Consider the following 14,691-nt stretch of genomic DNA (forward strand, 5'->3'; position numbering starts at 1 on the left):
TGTAAAACCCTGAAAATTCTTATAAAATGGCCAAAAGGTTTCGGCCATGAATGAGAACATTCAGAACAAAAACCTAAACAACAGTAGAACGGTTTAAAGATTAGCCAAGCGGATTTTTGAACTGGACAAACACTTGAACATGAGAGTTTGATCCTGGCTCAGGATGAACGCTGGCGGCGTGCCTAACACATGCAAGTCGAGCGAAGCATTTTAAAGGAAGTTTTCGGATGGAATTTGAAATGACTGAGCGGCGGACGGGTGAGTAACGCGTGGGTAACCTGCCTCATACAGGGGGATAACAGTTAGAAATGACTGCTAATACCGCATAAGCACACAGTACCGCATGGTACGGTGTGAAAAACTCCGGTGGTATGAGATGGACCCGCGTCTGATTAGCTGGTTGGCGGGGTAACGGCCCACCAAGGCGACGATCAGTAGCCGACCTGAGAGGGTGACCGGCCACATTGGGACTGAGACACGGCCCAAACTCCTACGGGAGGCAGCAGTGGGGAATATTGCACAATGGGGGAAACCCTGATGCAGCAACGCCGCGTGAGTGAAGAAGTATTTCGGTATGTAAAGCTCTATCAGCAGGGAAGAAAGTGACGGTACCTGACTAAGAAGCCCCGGCTAACTACGTGCCAGCAGCCGCGGTAATACGTAGGGGGCAAGCGTTATCCGGATTTACTGGGTGTAAAGGGAGCGTAGACGGCACAGCAAGTCTGAAGTGAAATCCCCGGGCTCAACCCGGGAACTGCTTTGGAAACTGCTGGGCTGGAGTGCTGGAGAGGCAAGCGGAATTCCTAGTGTAGCGGTGAAATGCGTAGATATTAGGAGGAACACCAGTGGCGAAGGCGGCTTGCTGGACAGTAACTGACGTTGAGGCTCGAAAGCGTGGGGAGCAAACAGGATTAGATACCCTGGTAGTCCACGCCGTAAACGATGCATACTAGGTGTCGGGGAGCAAAGCTTTCCGGTGCCGCCGCAAACGCAGTAAGTATGCCACCTGGGGAGTACGTTCGCAAGAATGAAACTCAAAGGAATTGACGGGGACCCGCACAAGCGGTGGAGCATGTGGTTTAATTCGAAGCAACGCGAAGAACCTTACCAAGTCTTGACATCCCCCTGACGAGCATGTAATGATGCTTTTCCTTCGGGACAGGGGAGACAGGTGGTGCATGGTTGTCGTCAGCTCGTGTCGTGAGATGTTGGGTTAAGTCCCGCAACGAGCGCAACCCTTATTGTCAGTAGCCAGCAGGTAAAGCTGGGCACTCTGATGAGACTGCCAGGGATAACCTGGAGGAAGGTGGGGATGACGTCAAATCATCATGCCCCTTATGATTTGGGCTACACACGTGCTACAATGGCGTAAACAAAGGGAAGCGACCCTGTGAAGGCAAGCAAATCCCAAAAATAACGTCCCAGTTCGGATTGTAGTCTGCAACTCGACTACATGAAGCTGGAATCGCTAGTAATCGCAGATCAGCATGCTGCGGTGAATACGTTCCCGGGTCTTGTACACACCGCCCGTCACACCATGGGAGTCGGAAATGCCCGAAGCCAGTGACCCAACTGCAAAGAGGGAGCTGTCGAAGGCAGGTCTGATAACTGGGGTGAAGTCGTAACAAGGTAGCCGTATCGGAAGGTGCGGCTGGATCACCTCCTTTCTAAGGAAGAAGAAGTAAGGGTTTTATATACTGTTGAGCTTTTAAGGGAGCCTGCACAGGATGGCAGACAGGAAGAAACAGGAAAACTTGTTTTCCTGGGACTGGATGGATGACAGACAGGAAGAAACAGGAAAACTTGTTTTCCTGGGACTGGATGGATGACAGACTGTATTGGCGAGCTTTGCGAAACGGCTTAGGGAGCGCAGCTCCGTAAGATGGTTTGCAAAGAACGGCAGGCGGACTTGAAAGACGAATAATTCTGGTGTCGATGCGCTTATGGGAAACACCCGTTCCCATCCCGAACACGACGGTTAAGACGTAAGCGGCCGATGGTACTATGCTGGAGACGGCATGGGAGAGCAGGTGGATGCCAGATTTATATGGGGGTGTAGCTCAGTTGGGAGAGCACCTGCCTTGCAAGCAGGGGGTCAAGAGTTCGAATCTCTCCATCTCCACTCGCCGAAAGCAACTTAGCGAGAACAAGCCGGAAGGCGCAGATCGAGCTTAGTGCGAGGCGGTTCACGAATCTTAGCGAACGCAAGTGAGCTTAGCTGAGTGAACATACAGACTGTACCTTGAAAACTGCATACTGAATAAAAGATCTTAGATATATATTTAAGATACAAGACATCCGAGGCATATCGAAAGATATGCAAACCGAAAAATGTAAACAAACAGCCAGGGGTGCAACGCTATGCACCTTCGTTTCAGAGCCGTTCCCGCGGCGAAGAGACATCTGGTTAAGCTAGAAAGAGCACAGGGTGGATGCCTTGGCACTAAGAGCCGATGAAAGACGTGATAAGCTGCGATAAGCTTCGGGGAGGAGCAAATATCCTTTGATCCGGAGATCTCTGAATGGGGAAACCTGCTTAAGTAGACCTTAAGCGACGTATGGTGAATTCATAGCCATACGCCGGGAACCCGGTGAACTGAAACATCTAAGTAGCCGGAGGAAGAGAAAGAAACATCGATTCCGAAAGTAGCGGCGAGCGAAATCGGAAGAGCCCAAACCGGAATGCGTGCATTCCGGGGTTACGGACCACGATATGTGAGGCGATTCGTTATCAGAACAGTCTGGAAAGTCTGACCAGAGAGGGTGAAAGTCCTGTATGAGAAAACGATAGCCAGCTAGTGGGATCCAGAGTACCGCGAGACACGTGGAACCTTGCGGGAAGTCGGGGGGACCACCCCCCAAGGCTAAATACTCCTTAGTGACCGATAGCGCATAGTACTGTGAAGGAAAGGTGAAAAGGACCCCGGGAGGGGAGTGAAAGAGAACCTGAAACCCTGTGTTTACAAACTGTGGGAGCACGTTAAGGTGCAACCGCGTACTTTTTGTAGAACGGTCCGGCGAGTTGCGGATGCTGGCAAGGTTAAGGACGGAAAGTCCGGAGCCGAAGCGAGAGCAAGTCTTAACAGGGCGTCAAGTCAGCATGTGCAGACCCGAAACCGGGTGATCTATCCATGTCCAGGTTGAAGTTTCCGTAAAAGGAAATGGAGGACCGAACGCACATCCGTTGAAAAGGGTGGCGATGAGGTGTGGATAGGGGAGAAATTCCAATCGAACCCGGAGATAGCTGGTTCTCCTCGAAATAGCTTTAGGGCTAGCCTCGGTTTAGTCTCGTGGAGGTAGAGCACTGAATTTCCTAGGGGGCGTCAAAGCCTACCGAAGAATATCAAACTCCGAATGCCACAGAGATGATGACCGGGAGTCAGACGGCACGAGATAAGTTGGGTCGTCGAAAGGGAAAGAGCCCAGACCTGCAGCTAAGGTCCCAAAGTGCGTGTTAAGTGGAAAAGGATGTGGGATTTCAAAGACAACTAGGATGTTGGCTCAGAAGCAGCCACACATTCAAAGAGTGCGTAATAGCTCACTAGTCGAGAGGTCCTGCGCCGAAAATGTCCGGGGCTGAAACACGTCACCGAAGCTCAGGAATGACGTAAGTCATTGGTAGAGGAGCATTCTTAAAGGAGCGAAGCAGTACCGGTAAGGAGCTGTGGACTTTTAAGAAGAGAGAATGCCGGAATGAGTAGCGAGATGGAGGTGGGAATCCTCCAGGCCGAATATCCAAGGTTTCCAGGGTAAAGCTGATCTGCCCTGGGTAAGTCGGGGCCTAAGGCGAGGCTTAAGTGCATAGCCGATGGACAACAGGTCCAGATTCCTGTACCGCATGGTATCAGAACTGTGGGGACGCAGAAGGACAGCACATCCGGGGAATAGAGCCCCGGGCAAGCAGGGTAGGAGTGGGACTGGCAAATCCGTTTCATGATCCGAATCTGTGACGCGGACCGAACATAAGTAGGGAAGTGTGCGATTCCGGCTGCCGAGAAAAGCCGCTATTGTGTACCATGTGCCCGTACCGTAAACCGACACAGGTGGATGAGGAGAGAATCCTAAGGCCGGCGGGAGAAGCATTGTTAAGGAACTCGGCAAAATGACCCCGTAACTTCGGGAGAAGGGGTGCCGGAGAGATCCGGCCGCAGAGAATAGGCTCAAGCAACTGTTTAGCAAAAACACAGGTCTATGCGAAACCGAAAGGTGAGGTATATGGGCTGACGCCTGCCCGGTGCTGGAAGGTTAAGAGGAGAGGTCAGGGAAACCGAAGCTTTGAATTGAAGCCCCAGTAAACGGCGGCCGTAACTATAACGGTCCTAAGGTAGCGAAATTCCTTGTCGGGTAAGTTCCGACCCGCACGAAAGGCGTAATGATTTGAGCGCTGTCTCGACAATGCACCCGGTGAAATTGAAATACCAGTGAAGATGCTGGTTACCTGCGCCAGGACGGAAAGACCCCATGGAGCTTTACTCCAGCTTGATACTGGGATTCGGTGATGCATGCACAGGATAGGTGGGAGGCTACGAGACAGGAACTCCGGTTTCTGTGGAGCCGCTGTTGGGATACCACCCCTGCGTCACTGGGTTTCTAACCTGCAGCCATGACCTGGCTGGGGGACAATGTCAGGCGGGGAGTTTGACTGGGGCGGTCGCCTCCGAAAGGGTATCGGAGGCGCTCAAAGGTTCCCTCAGAATGGTTGGAAACCATTCGCAGAGTGCAAAGGCAGAAGGGAGCTTGACTGCGAGACCGACGGGTCGGGCAGGTAGGAAACTAGGACTTAGTGATCCGGTGGTATGAAAGTGGGATTGCCATCGCTCAACGGATAAAAGCTACCCTGGGGATAACAGGCTTATCACTCCCAAGAGTTCACATCGACGGAGTGGTTTGGCACCTCGATGTCGGCTCATCGCATCCTGGGGCTGGAGTAGGTCCCAAGGGTTGGGCTGTTCGCCCATTAAAGCGGTACGCGAGCTGGGTTCAGAACGTCGTGAGACAGTTCGGTCCCTATCCGGCGTGGGCGCAGGATATCTGAGAGGAGCTGTCCTTAGTACGAGAGGACCGGGATGGACGGACCGCTGGTGCACCGGTTGAGCCGCTAGGCTCACGGCCGGGTAGCCAAGTCCGGACGGGATAAACGCTGAAGGCATCTAAGCGTGAAGCCCCCCTCAAGATGAGATATCCCATTCGAAAGAAGTAAGACCCCTTGAAGACGACGAGGTAGATAGGGCAGAGGTGGAAGTGCAGCAATGTACGGAGCTGACTGTCACTAATCGGTCGAGGGCTTATCCAGAAAGGCTGTTTAGAAGGTTTCGGAAGTTCAGTATGTGGTTTTGAAGGTATAGTCCTTCAGATGGCCCGGTGGCTCAGCTGGTTAGAGCGCCGCCCTGTCACGGCGGAGGTCGTGGGTTCGAATCCCATCCGGGTCGCTCTTCTTAAATAGAAGAAACAATTTCATATCTGGGGTCTTAGCTCAGCTGGGAGAGCATCTGCCTTACAAGCAGAGGGTCATAGGTTCGAGCCCTATAGGCCCCACTTTTCAACTAAATGTGCCGATGTGGCTCAATTGGCAGAGCAGCTGATTTGTAATCAGCAGGTTATCGGTTCGAGTCCGATCATCGGCTCGCAAAACTCATTGAGTTGAAGACAATATGGGCGGGTTCCCGAGTGGCCAAAGGGGACAGACTGTAAATCTGCTGCAACTTGCTTCGGTGGTTCGAATCCACCTCCGCCCAGTAAAATAAGTATTGATATTTTCAAACTTATTGTATATAATAGTATAAGAAACGTCGCGGGGTGGAGCAGTCTGGAAGCTCGTCGGGCTCATAACCCGAAGGTCGTAGGTTCAAATCCTGCCCCCGCAATTTTTATGCCCAGATAGCTCAGTTGGTAGAGCAGAGGACTGAAAATCCTCGTGTCGCTGGTTCGATTCCGGCTCTGGGCATTACAACTAAATAGTTGTATGGGATATTAGCTCAGTCGGTAGAGCACTTGACTTTTAATCAAGTTGTCCGGGGTTCGAATCCCCGATGTCTCATGTATTGCGGAAAGCCTTGTAAATAGGTTTTCCGTTTTTTATGTGTAGTTCGTGTGCCGGATTGTAAAAAATATCTGAATATGGTATAATTTATTGTAATGTATCTATTTAAATTAAATAATGCTGTATACTATATGATAGAAGTTATTTATTAAAGGAATTGACATGACTCTGCTCCAATTAAGATATTTTATTGAAACAATCCATACTGGAAGCACTCAAAAAGCCGCTGAGAAGCTGAATATTTCACAATCCGCTATTTCTGTATCCATTCGGTCTCTAGAAAAAGAATTGGGATTGACCTTGTTTAATAGAACGTCCCGGGGTCTGGTCTTGACAGAAGAGGGAGAAGAGCTTCTAAAAAGGGGAAGAGCAGTTTTAGAGCAGTTTGACTTGATGATATCAGATATGGAAAAGTATTCTGCCGTCCGCAGGCAGATAAGAATAGGAATGCCGCCTTTAGTGAGTTTAAGTCACTGGCCGGATCTTTTTTGCTGTCTGAATAAGGCCTTTCCAGAGGGAGCTTTCGAAACGGTGCTGGAAACACGACTTATACTTTTAGAAATGCTGAAAACCAATAGGATTGATCTGGCAATTATGAACTCGAGAATGCCGGAAACTGATTTTTCAGGATTGAATTATAAATTTCTTTCTCCGGATGATCAGAGATCCGTGACCATGTCGATTGAAAATCCTCTGGCGGTCCATCAGACGCTTACGTATGCAGAATTGGTCCATGAACCTCTTCTTGGATATCAGAAAGGGGATGAAAAGACGAAAATGCTTCGTAAGCTATATGCTTCCTATGGTGTGGAGCTTCATTATATCCAGGAATGTACACAGCTTTCTGTATTGATTGAGCTGCTAAAGAAAAATGTTGGAATTGCTTATCTAAACGAAAGAGTTATCCGAGATTGTGAGGAACTGGTAAATATCCCTATTTCCGATGCGGGGGACAAAGGGAATTTTTATCTTATATATTCCAGAAAGATATCAGAAAAAATCTGTTGTGTAGTGGCAGATTATTTTAAGAATATAATGAAAAAGCCGGAATCTGTAATATAGAAGATTCCGGCCTTTATATTAGATTTCCTGGTCTCTGTATACCAGGATTCCGTTCTTGATGGTCATCATATTTTTCAGAAACTGATGTCCTGTCTTTATGACTCCTGTATAATCTCCGAATACAACAGGCTCGTTTAAGAGCCGGATGACAGCCAGATTGGCAGGCCGTCCTACAGAAATTTCTCCTTCAGAATCCTCCAGTCCCATCCATTTAGCAGGTATCCTGGTCACACAATCCAGTATACGTGAGAATTCCATCCCCATATCCATATATTTTGACATGATATGGAGAAGATTATAGGAGTTTGGTCTGCGATACAGGCTATTAATAGTTTGATCTGTGCTGATGATATCAGGATAAAAGTGTTCATTTAAGGCCTGTTCCGCTACGGAGAAGGCAAAGTGGGCGTTGGCATTGGCGGCATCCATGAGGACACCACGTTCATGAGCTGCCTGAACGGCTTTAGAGACGCATCCGTTTGGATCAATGACTGTGCTTCCTTTTCCCATGAATACATGGGCCAGCACATCACCCTTACGGAGCAGATTTACCATATCATCCAGGCTTCCAGGAGGATTTGTACAGTGGACCATAATGGGCAGCCCCAATTCTTCAGCAAGGTCAATGGCAGCCTCCAGAGGCTTAAGGCCCAGTTCTCCGGCAATCTCCGCGCCCTGACGTATTTTCAGTCCGATGATCTCTCCTTTATATTTTACGGCCAGCTCCCGTATTTTACCTCGGTCGAATAGGCCTGGATCAATATTTTCATTGATTCTTCCGCTGAGTACACCTGTAGAAGAAACATTGAGAAGAGTCTTGATTTGGAGCCGTGATGAATCTATGACAGCCCTCCTTTTTTCATAATTGGCGGCTCCAGCGCTCCCGCAATCAAGAGCAGCAGTTACCCCAGAGGAAAAACAGGACGCTTCTGCGGAAGTACCAAAGGCAGCCAGTGGATAAATGTGGGTGTGCATATCGATCAGACCTGGGAGTACCATTGCTCCGGACACATCGATTACATTGGTCAGCCGTCCTATAGTTTGTTCATTTTCATGGATAGGACCAATGCAGGCAATTTTCCCATTTTCGATGGACAGGTCTTTCTGAATGGCACTGCTTGTGGCAGAGTCCCAGATAAGTCCATTTTTTAGTATGATCTGATACATAAAGAGTCACTTCCTTCTTAAATATTTAAAAGCTCAGTATTAAAAACCACCAATGTTTGGGAAGAACAGGAATACAGAGACAACTGCCCCAGCCATTGTAAAGAGCACAAATGGAACGCTGAATTTTAAGGAGTCACTGAGTAATTGTTCAGAGGTTGCATGGGCCATGGCACAAGCTGAGGAACCGGACGGAAGCAGGATCGCACACCATGCCAGTTTTCTTACAACAATCACAAAAGGAACCGGATTCCAGCCAGCAGCAATAGCCATTGCTGCGACGATGGGACAGAGAACCGCGTTGGTGGCGATGTTTGACATCAGTGAAGTCATAATCACTGTGGCGATCATGACGACAAAAAAAGCAAACATAGGAGAAGGATTGCTTCCCATCAGCTTCAGGACTGCATTTCCAAGAATCTCTCCGGCTCCTGATGCTCCAAGGGCATTGGACATGGAAAGAATGCCGATGACCATAAAGGAAGTGGGAGAGCAGACGGAAAGGACCATATCGCGGTTTGGAATCGCCTTTGTGTACAGAAGGATCAGATCTGCAATGATCGGCACGCCGTACACGAAGTTTCCAAGCTGATTGGAAAGAAAGAGTGCGATCATGGTGCCACCGAAGCAGAGATAAACGATGGTCTCATCTCTTTTTGAAAGAGGAGCCTTGGAAGCAGCAGACTTCTTCTGTCCGTTGTCTTTTTTGGTCGTGGATAAGATAGCGCGTCCCTTCTGCGGTTGGATCTTATAGCCGATCAGGCACCAGATGAATCCAAACAGGAACATGGGGATTCCCATCTTAAATGGGTCCCACATGGTAACAAGCTGGCGCGCGTCAGTGATCATGCCCTCATAGAAAGCGTTCATAGCGGTATAGCTTACCAGTGCGCTTCCCATGGGAAGTACACCCATAGACATGCCGGCGATACCAGCAATGGGAACGCACAGACGATCGGATGAGATTGCGTTTTCATTTCCAAGAGTAGCAACGAAGGTCATCATCAAAGAAACAGTAACAGCACTTGGGAAGAAGTTACCAAACAGGAAAGCAACTCCAAAAATACAGAGAACAAGAAAAATGCCCTTTTTCCCCTGGAGTGAGTTTAGGATCTCCTGCATTTTTTTTAATAAAGAGGTCCTGGCAAAGGCGGCTGACAGGCCATACATGCCGACCATTAGGAAAATGACCTGATTGGTCAATCCAGAAAAGGCTGCGCCAATGTCTCCCTTATAGTAAAACAGGAATAACAGGATACAGGTTGTAATTCCTGTGATTCCGAAGGACCACTTGTTCATCAGAAGACTGACGATGAAAATTCCAAGAATGATCAATACGATGGTAGATTGTGACATTGTAATTCCCTCCTTCATTTTGATAAAAAATGTGGAAATTTAATACGGAATGCAAAATTTGAAGAAAATTACAAATATATGAGTTTAAAATAACATTTTTTGTCAATAATGCCAAATAGAAAAATTGCTTTGGGATATGAAATTTTTATATTGGATATTTTATGGATCAGGTGCTATCGTAATCAAAAGATGTGGGAATTTTTTATGGATTTGCAGGAAATACATTAAAAATTCGGTGAAAGAAAAGGAGAATTCTTATGGAACTTGCAAAGACATTATCAGTGAGCTCATTAAAAGTCCGTTACTTCGCATTTAATGCCCTGGAAATTAAAATGCCCGATGGAAAGACTCTGGTGGTCGATCCGTGTCTGGAAAAAGAAGGACATTTCAGCTGTGGATATGATGTGGATGACCTGGAGGGGTGTGATTATGTTTTTCTGAACCACTCCCATGGGGATCATGCGGCGTCTCTGGGAAAGCTGTATGATAAGTACCATCCTCTGATCATGGCCCATGCAGTCACCAGCTTTAATCTTGCCAGATTATATGATATTCCTTATATCCGCTTTATTCCGTTTGTAAATGGGGATGAATATGATTTTGACTCCTTTAAGATCCAGGTCGTACCAGGAAGGCACAACAATCTTGTGCCTGGAAATTTTATGGTGCGGCCTTCAGGACGACGGGATGAATTGTGCGGCACCCGGGTCATGAACATGAAGCATGGGTCTGAGCTGGAGAAGGAGCTGGGAGATATGGGGACCATGTATGGGAGTAATTTTCTGCTTACAACTGCCAATAATCTGCGGGTAGGTTTTTATGCGGGAAATGCCGGAATGGAGGATCCACAGGAAAAGAATTTATGGACGAGACTCCGTCCGGATGTTATATTTGCCCATAGAGCCAAATTTACCACAGGGAATTTGTCGGCTTCCCAGAGTGTCCAGAAAATGGCAGATGTTCTGGAGATTACAGGAGCCAGGATTCTGATTCCTATACATATTGAGGACGCGTATTCCGGGAAGTATGATCCAACTGAATACGTATATCAGGTCAATAAGGCCTGTGAAGAAAGAAATATCCTTGGACGCATGATGTTTATGGAACGTGGACAGTGGTATCAGTTCTCCACTATGGTTTCAATGCTTTAAAAGGAAAGAGAAAGAAGCGCGGAAAATGAAAGTTTCGATCATTAAAGAACCAGAATTTTATAAATCTGTGATCCGGATCATGCTGCCGGTGGCTCTGCAGCAGGCCATCAATATGGGAGTTAATATGATGGATACCATGATGCTGGGCTCCTTTGGGGAGATCCAGCTGTCGGCATCCAGCCTTGCAAATCAGTATTATAATTTTTTTACGATTCTGTGCATGGGGATCATCGGGGGCTCCAGCGTCCTGGCGGCCCAGTACTGGGGAGCAGGAGAAAAAGAGAAGGTAAGGGAAACGTTCAATATGGCGCTTCGGCTTTCTGCGGGTGTGGCGGTGCTGTTTATGATCCTGACCTGGATCTTTCCAGGACCGATCATGTCCATATATACATCGGAAGAGGAGGTCATCGTCCAGGGAATCCGCTATCTGAAGATAACGGCATTTATTTTTGTCATTCATGGGACCAGTCTTGTGGCAGCCCAGCTGATGCGTTCCGTGGGACAGGCTCATCTGGGGCTTATTGTGTCCATCATATCCTTTGTGGTCAATATCGGAGCCAATTATATTTTCATTTTTGGAAAATTTGGAATGCCCAGAATGGAGATTGCCGGAGCGGCGCTGGGAACGCTCATTGCCAGAGGAGCGGAGTTTATTACCACCTTTTTTTATATCCTTGTGAAGGATAAAAGCCTGGGCCTGAGGATCTGTCATCTGATAAAATCACCGTCAGCCGCTTTTTACCGGAGCTATTTCCGGCTGGGAGCCCCGGTTCTGGTCAGTGATTCTCTTTTGGGTCTCGGCGGAAATATTGTTTCTGTGGTCCTGGGGCATATGGGAGCAGCAGTGGTTGCCAGCAATGCCATCTGTCAGGTGGTGGACCGGCTCTGCACTGTGGTCATTCAGGGCGTTTCCAATGCGTCGGGCATCATCACCGGACAGACCCTGGGAATGGGAAACAGGAAAAAGGCCATGGAGCAGGGAGAAACGTTTTATTTCTTCAGTATCGTATTTGGTCTCTTAAGCTCTCTCCTGGTGTTCCTGTTCGGTCCGCTGACTGTATCTGTTTATACATTAAACCAGGAGACCGTTGTTCTTGTCCATCAGATGATGAACGCGTATGTGGTGATCGTGTTCTTCCAGGCGATCCAGTCAGTGATGACCAAGGGAGTGCTCCGGGGCGGAGGCGATACGAAATTCCTTATGAAGGCAGATATCCTGTTCATGTGGCTGGTTTCCATTCCTCTGGGAGCCGTAGGCGGTCTGGTCCTCCATTGGCCTGCCTGGCTGGTGATGCTGTGCCTCCGGGCAGATTATGTGATTAAATCTGTATGGTGTGTTTCCAGACTTCTCAGCGGGAAATGGATCCATATGGCAGATGGGATCAGTGAAAAGGTATAAAAGAGAAAGGAACGGCTCCTGCAGCAGCAGGAGCCATTTTTGTAAAGTCATCAATTATTCGTGGGAACAAACTGCGCCACCCGTCCGGCGAATTCTGCCAGGTTCTGGGTCTGGAGAAGAACGCGTCCGGGGCCGGTGAGCTTTGTGAGGAACAGGCCTTCTCCGCCGAAGAAGATATTTCCAAGGCCCTTTACGGTTTCGATCTCGTAGCGGACACTGCGGTCAAAGGCCACCACATTGCCTGTATCGACCTTCAGGATCTCGCCGGGAGCCAGCTGCTTTTCCACCAGATCACCGTCCACCTCAAGGAACGCAATACCCTGGCCGCTGATATCCTGGAGGATAAAGCCTTCCCCGCCAAAGAAGCCGGAGGAGATTTTTTTCGTGAAGGAGATATTGACATTGACGGAATCCTGGGCGCACAGGAAGGCCCCCTTCTGGCAGATCAGGCCGCCGGTGGCGCTGACATCCAGAGGGTAGATCTGGCCAGCCACAGTGGAAGCAAAGGCAATGAGAGCGCCGGGCCTCTGGGCAGTATAGGTGGCCATGAACAGGGATTCTCCTGCAAACATGCGGCCGATTCCCTTCATGAGGCCGCCGCGGGTGTTGGTGGCCATGGCGATCCCGTCGCTCATCCATGTCATGCCTCCGGACTGGGTAAATACGCTCTCACCTTTCGAATCGAACATGATCTCCACAGCAGGCATTGTGTCACCTACAATACGATATTTCATATGGGTCCCTCCTTTAAGAATGAGGTAGTGTCAAAAACTACCTACTTTTTATTGTTTAAATCTATTAAAAACCTCGATTTTACGGGAAGTTTCAAATAAAAAGAGCATTGACCTCCCTTTTCTGGTATAATGTCTATCGCCAAACAAACATCCCCGAAAGGAGCCAATGCTCATGGACATTATACTATACTTACTTTCTCTTATTCAATACCAACATCAACAAATTTGCTGGCTTTTAAATTTTATCTGCAGATATATCCCTCTCAAACAGTGGGCGTTCGATGATTCCCATTCTCCCAAATATCAGAAATTCAAAGTAGATGAACTTCCTGTCATTAAAACCTTTATCAAACAGGACTGGCAGTTCCTCCTTGAATACTATCAGTGGAAATATCATAAGCCCCTGAAGCCCGTTCAACGCCGGAACGGAAAAACCATCCCTGATGATACCGTATGCCCTCTGTGCGGCGCTCTACACCATTTCATCTATGACAACAATGGCGGCAATGGCCAGTATCAGTGCAAGGTCTGTGGACAGACCTTCTCTACTGGTGACTCCGTAACTGCTCCGAGCCGCTTTTTATGTCCTCACTGCGGACATTCTTTAGTTCCAAAGAAAGACCGGAAATTCTTCCGTAAGCACAAATGCGTGAACCCTAAGTGCCCTTACTATCTCCATAATCTCGCAAAAGTAGACCGCAAAGATTTGGAAGACGATAACGGCAAAACCAAATACAAACTTCATTACATCTACCGTGAATTCACGGTGGATTTCTTTGCCATGGATTTAAATTCACTCCCAAAGAATGCTTCTTCCCTGAAATTCTCCAGGCACAACGCACACGTCATGTCCCTCTGTCTGACCCTGCATATCAACCTCGGGCTTTCTTTAAGGAAAACTTCCCAGGCTCTCAAAGACCTTTATAACATCAGCATCTCCCACCAGCAGATCGCCAACTACTGCAAAACTGCTGCTGTCTGTATCAAGCCCTTTGTCGATCATTACGGCTACAAAACAGGCGATGTTTTTACTGCTGACGAAACCTATATCAAAGTCCGGGGAATCAAAGCGTATATCTGGTTTATCATGGATGCCGCAAGCCGTTCCATTATCGGTTATCAGGTCTCTGACAGCCGAAGTGTCGGTCCCTGCATCCTTGCTATGCGGATGGCTTTCCGCCATCTGGCAGAACTGCCAGAAAACTTTCAGTTCATCGCAGATGGATACAGTGCCTATCCATTAGCTGCCATGGAGTTTGCCAGAAAATTTAAAAATAACTTTAAATTCAGCATTACACAGGTGATCGGCTTAACCAATGATGACGAGGTTTCAAAGGAATTCCGTCCCTACAAGCAGATGATTGAACGCCTGAACCGCACCTACAAGGCCTCTTACCGCACCACAAATGGATTTGATAATTATGAAGGTGCCAACTACGACTTAGCCTTATGGGTTGCTTACTATAATTTCCTGCGTCCACATAAACACAATCAATATCAGGTCCTGAATCAGGTCGATATGCTGAATCAGGCTGACAATATGCCAGGTAAATGGCAGCTGCTTATCTTTCTGGGACAACAGACCATCTTAAACCTCCAAGCCGAAGGCTCTAACTGTTCTTAGATTCCAAGCCTGAGGTAACATAACCAGCCACCGAAAGCACTGCTTTCGGCCTGCCCTTGAGGGCACGCAGAAGAACTGCTACACTGCTGTATACGACGGATGAATTTCTAACTGTTCTTGAGTTCTTCGCCGTCGGTGAGTCGCCTACAGCAGTTCTTTTG

The 14,691-nt window shown here is 48.1% G+C and carries 7 protein-coding genes, 8 tRNA genes and 3 rRNA genes; 15 read left to right on the plus strand and 3 right to left on the minus strand.

Annotation, left to right across the window (positions count from 1 at the left end):
- Positions 1 to 135: 135 nt before the first annotated feature.
- From ACI6NM_RS10220 to ACI6NM_RS10275, 12 genes are all read left to right on the plus strand, one after another.
- Positions 136 to 1,667 (plus strand): 16S ribosomal RNA (locus tag ACI6NM_RS10220).
- A 258-nt stretch (positions 1,668 to 1,925) separates the two neighbouring features.
- A 5S ribosomal RNA gene (gene rrf / locus ACI6NM_RS10225) occupies positions 1,926 to 2,043 on the plus strand.
- Positions 2,044 to 2,049: 6 nt separating this feature from the next.
- A tRNA-Ala gene (locus ACI6NM_RS10230) sits at positions 2,050 to 2,122 on the plus strand.
- A gap of 283 nt (positions 2,123 to 2,405) precedes the next feature.
- Positions 2,406 to 5,293: ribosomal RNA gene (locus ACI6NM_RS10235) — 23S ribosomal RNA — on the plus strand.
- The 16S, 23S and 5S rRNA genes sit together here with 8 tRNA genes alongside, the layout of an rRNA operon.
- Before the next feature lie 62 nt (positions 5,294 to 5,355).
- A tRNA-Asp gene (locus ACI6NM_RS10240) sits at positions 5,356 to 5,429 on the plus strand.
- Positions 5,430 to 5,462: 33 nt separating this feature from the next.
- Positions 5,463 to 5,535 (plus strand) — tRNA-Val (locus tag ACI6NM_RS10245).
- Positions 5,536 to 5,551: 16 nt separating this feature from the next.
- Positions 5,552 to 5,624 (plus strand) — tRNA-Thr (locus ACI6NM_RS10250).
- 29 nt (positions 5,625 to 5,653) lie between these two features.
- Positions 5,654 to 5,735, plus strand: a tRNA-Tyr gene (locus ACI6NM_RS10255).
- Between the two features lie 55 nt (positions 5,736 to 5,790).
- Positions 5,791 to 5,864: transfer RNA gene (locus ACI6NM_RS10260), tRNA-Met, on the plus strand.
- A gap of 7 nt (positions 5,865 to 5,871) precedes the next feature.
- Positions 5,872 to 5,944: transfer RNA gene (locus ACI6NM_RS10265), tRNA-Phe, on the plus strand.
- A gap of 20 nt (positions 5,945 to 5,964) precedes the next feature.
- A tRNA-Lys gene (locus tag ACI6NM_RS10270) sits at positions 5,965 to 6,037 on the plus strand.
- A 165-nt stretch (positions 6,038 to 6,202) separates the two neighbouring features.
- Positions 6,203 to 7,102, plus strand: a complete 900-nt coding sequence (locus ACI6NM_RS10275) for a LysR family transcriptional regulator (protein WP_337811221.1) — start codon at positions 6,203 to 6,205, stop codon at positions 7,100 to 7,102.
- 18 nt (positions 7,103 to 7,120) lie between these two features.
- Here the strand turns inward: ACI6NM_RS10275 and ACI6NM_RS10280 are convergent, their stop codons facing one another.
- A complete protein-coding gene (locus ACI6NM_RS10280) occupies positions 7,121 to 8,269 on the minus strand; it encodes an amidohydrolase family protein (RefSeq protein WP_337811220.1) in 1,149 nt (382 codons plus the stop codon).
- Between the two features lie 39 nt (positions 8,270 to 8,308).
- Positions 8,309 to 9,640: an SLC13 family permease gene (locus ACI6NM_RS10285; RefSeq protein WP_337811219.1), complete on the minus strand. Its 1,332-nt coding sequence runs from the start codon at positions 9,638 to 9,640 to the stop codon at positions 8,309 to 8,311.
- A 239-nt stretch (positions 9,641 to 9,879) separates the two neighbouring features.
- On the opposite strand from ACI6NM_RS10285, the gene ACI6NM_RS10290 reads away from it, so the two are divergent.
- Together ACI6NM_RS10290 and ACI6NM_RS10295 are read left to right on the plus strand one after the other, a co-directional pair.
- A complete protein-coding gene (locus tag ACI6NM_RS10290; RefSeq protein WP_337811218.1) occupies positions 9,880 to 10,773 on the plus strand; it encodes an MBL fold metallo-hydrolase in 894 nt (297 codons plus the stop codon).
- A 25-nt stretch (positions 10,774 to 10,798) separates the two neighbouring features.
- On the plus strand, positions 10,799 to 12,172 hold the full coding sequence (locus ACI6NM_RS10295; RefSeq protein ID WP_337811217.1) for an MATE family efflux transporter: 1,374 nt from the start codon (positions 10,799 to 10,801) through the stop codon (positions 12,170 to 12,172).
- Positions 12,173 to 12,222: 50 nt separating this feature from the next.
- Here ACI6NM_RS10295 and ACI6NM_RS10300 read toward each other — a convergent pair whose 3' ends face one another.
- On the minus strand, positions 12,223 to 12,906 hold the full coding sequence (locus tag ACI6NM_RS10300; protein WP_022272936.1) for a TIGR00266 family protein: 684 nt from the start codon (positions 12,904 to 12,906) through the stop codon (positions 12,223 to 12,225).
- A 172-nt stretch (positions 12,907 to 13,078) separates the two neighbouring features.
- On the opposite strand from ACI6NM_RS10300, the gene ACI6NM_RS10305 reads away from it, so the two are divergent.
- Complete coding sequence (locus ACI6NM_RS10305) at positions 13,079 to 14,530, plus strand: IS66 family transposase (RefSeq protein WP_438500865.1); 1,452 nt, start codon at positions 13,079 to 13,081, stop codon at positions 14,528 to 14,530.
- Positions 14,531 to 14,691 lie beyond the last annotated feature (161 nt).

Source organism: Pilosibacter sp. YYHA0881, assembly GCF_051602715.1.
In the GTDB taxonomy this organism is placed as follows: Bacteria; Bacillota; Clostridia; order Lachnospirales; family Lachnospiraceae; genus Alitiscatomonas; species Alitiscatomonas aceti.

Excerpts from the sequence above, each read along its gene's own strand:
- ACI6NM_RS10275 (WP_337811221.1), top strand. The coding sequence starts at position 6,203 with ATGACTCTGCTCCAATTAAGATATTTTATTGAAACAATCCATACTGGA.
- ACI6NM_RS10280 (WP_337811220.1), bottom strand. The coding sequence starts at position 8,269 with ATGTATCAGATCATACTAAAAAATGGACTTATCTGGGACTCTGCCACA.
- ACI6NM_RS10285 (WP_337811219.1), bottom strand. The coding sequence starts at position 9,640 with ATGAAGGAGGGAATTACAATGTCACAATCTACCATCGTATTGATCATT.
- ACI6NM_RS10290 (WP_337811218.1), top strand. The coding sequence starts at position 9,880 with ATGGAACTTGCAAAGACATTATCAGTGAGCTCATTAAAAGTCCGTTAC.
- ACI6NM_RS10295 (WP_337811217.1), top strand. The coding sequence starts at position 10,799 with ATGAAAGTTTCGATCATTAAAGAACCAGAATTTTATAAATCTGTGATC.
- ACI6NM_RS10300 (WP_022272936.1), bottom strand. The coding sequence starts at position 12,906 with ATGAAATATCGTATTGTAGGTGACACAATGCCTGCTGTGGAGATCATG.
- ACI6NM_RS10305 (WP_438500865.1), top strand. The coding sequence starts at position 13,079 with ATGGACATTATACTATACTTACTTTCTCTTATTCAATACCAACATCAA.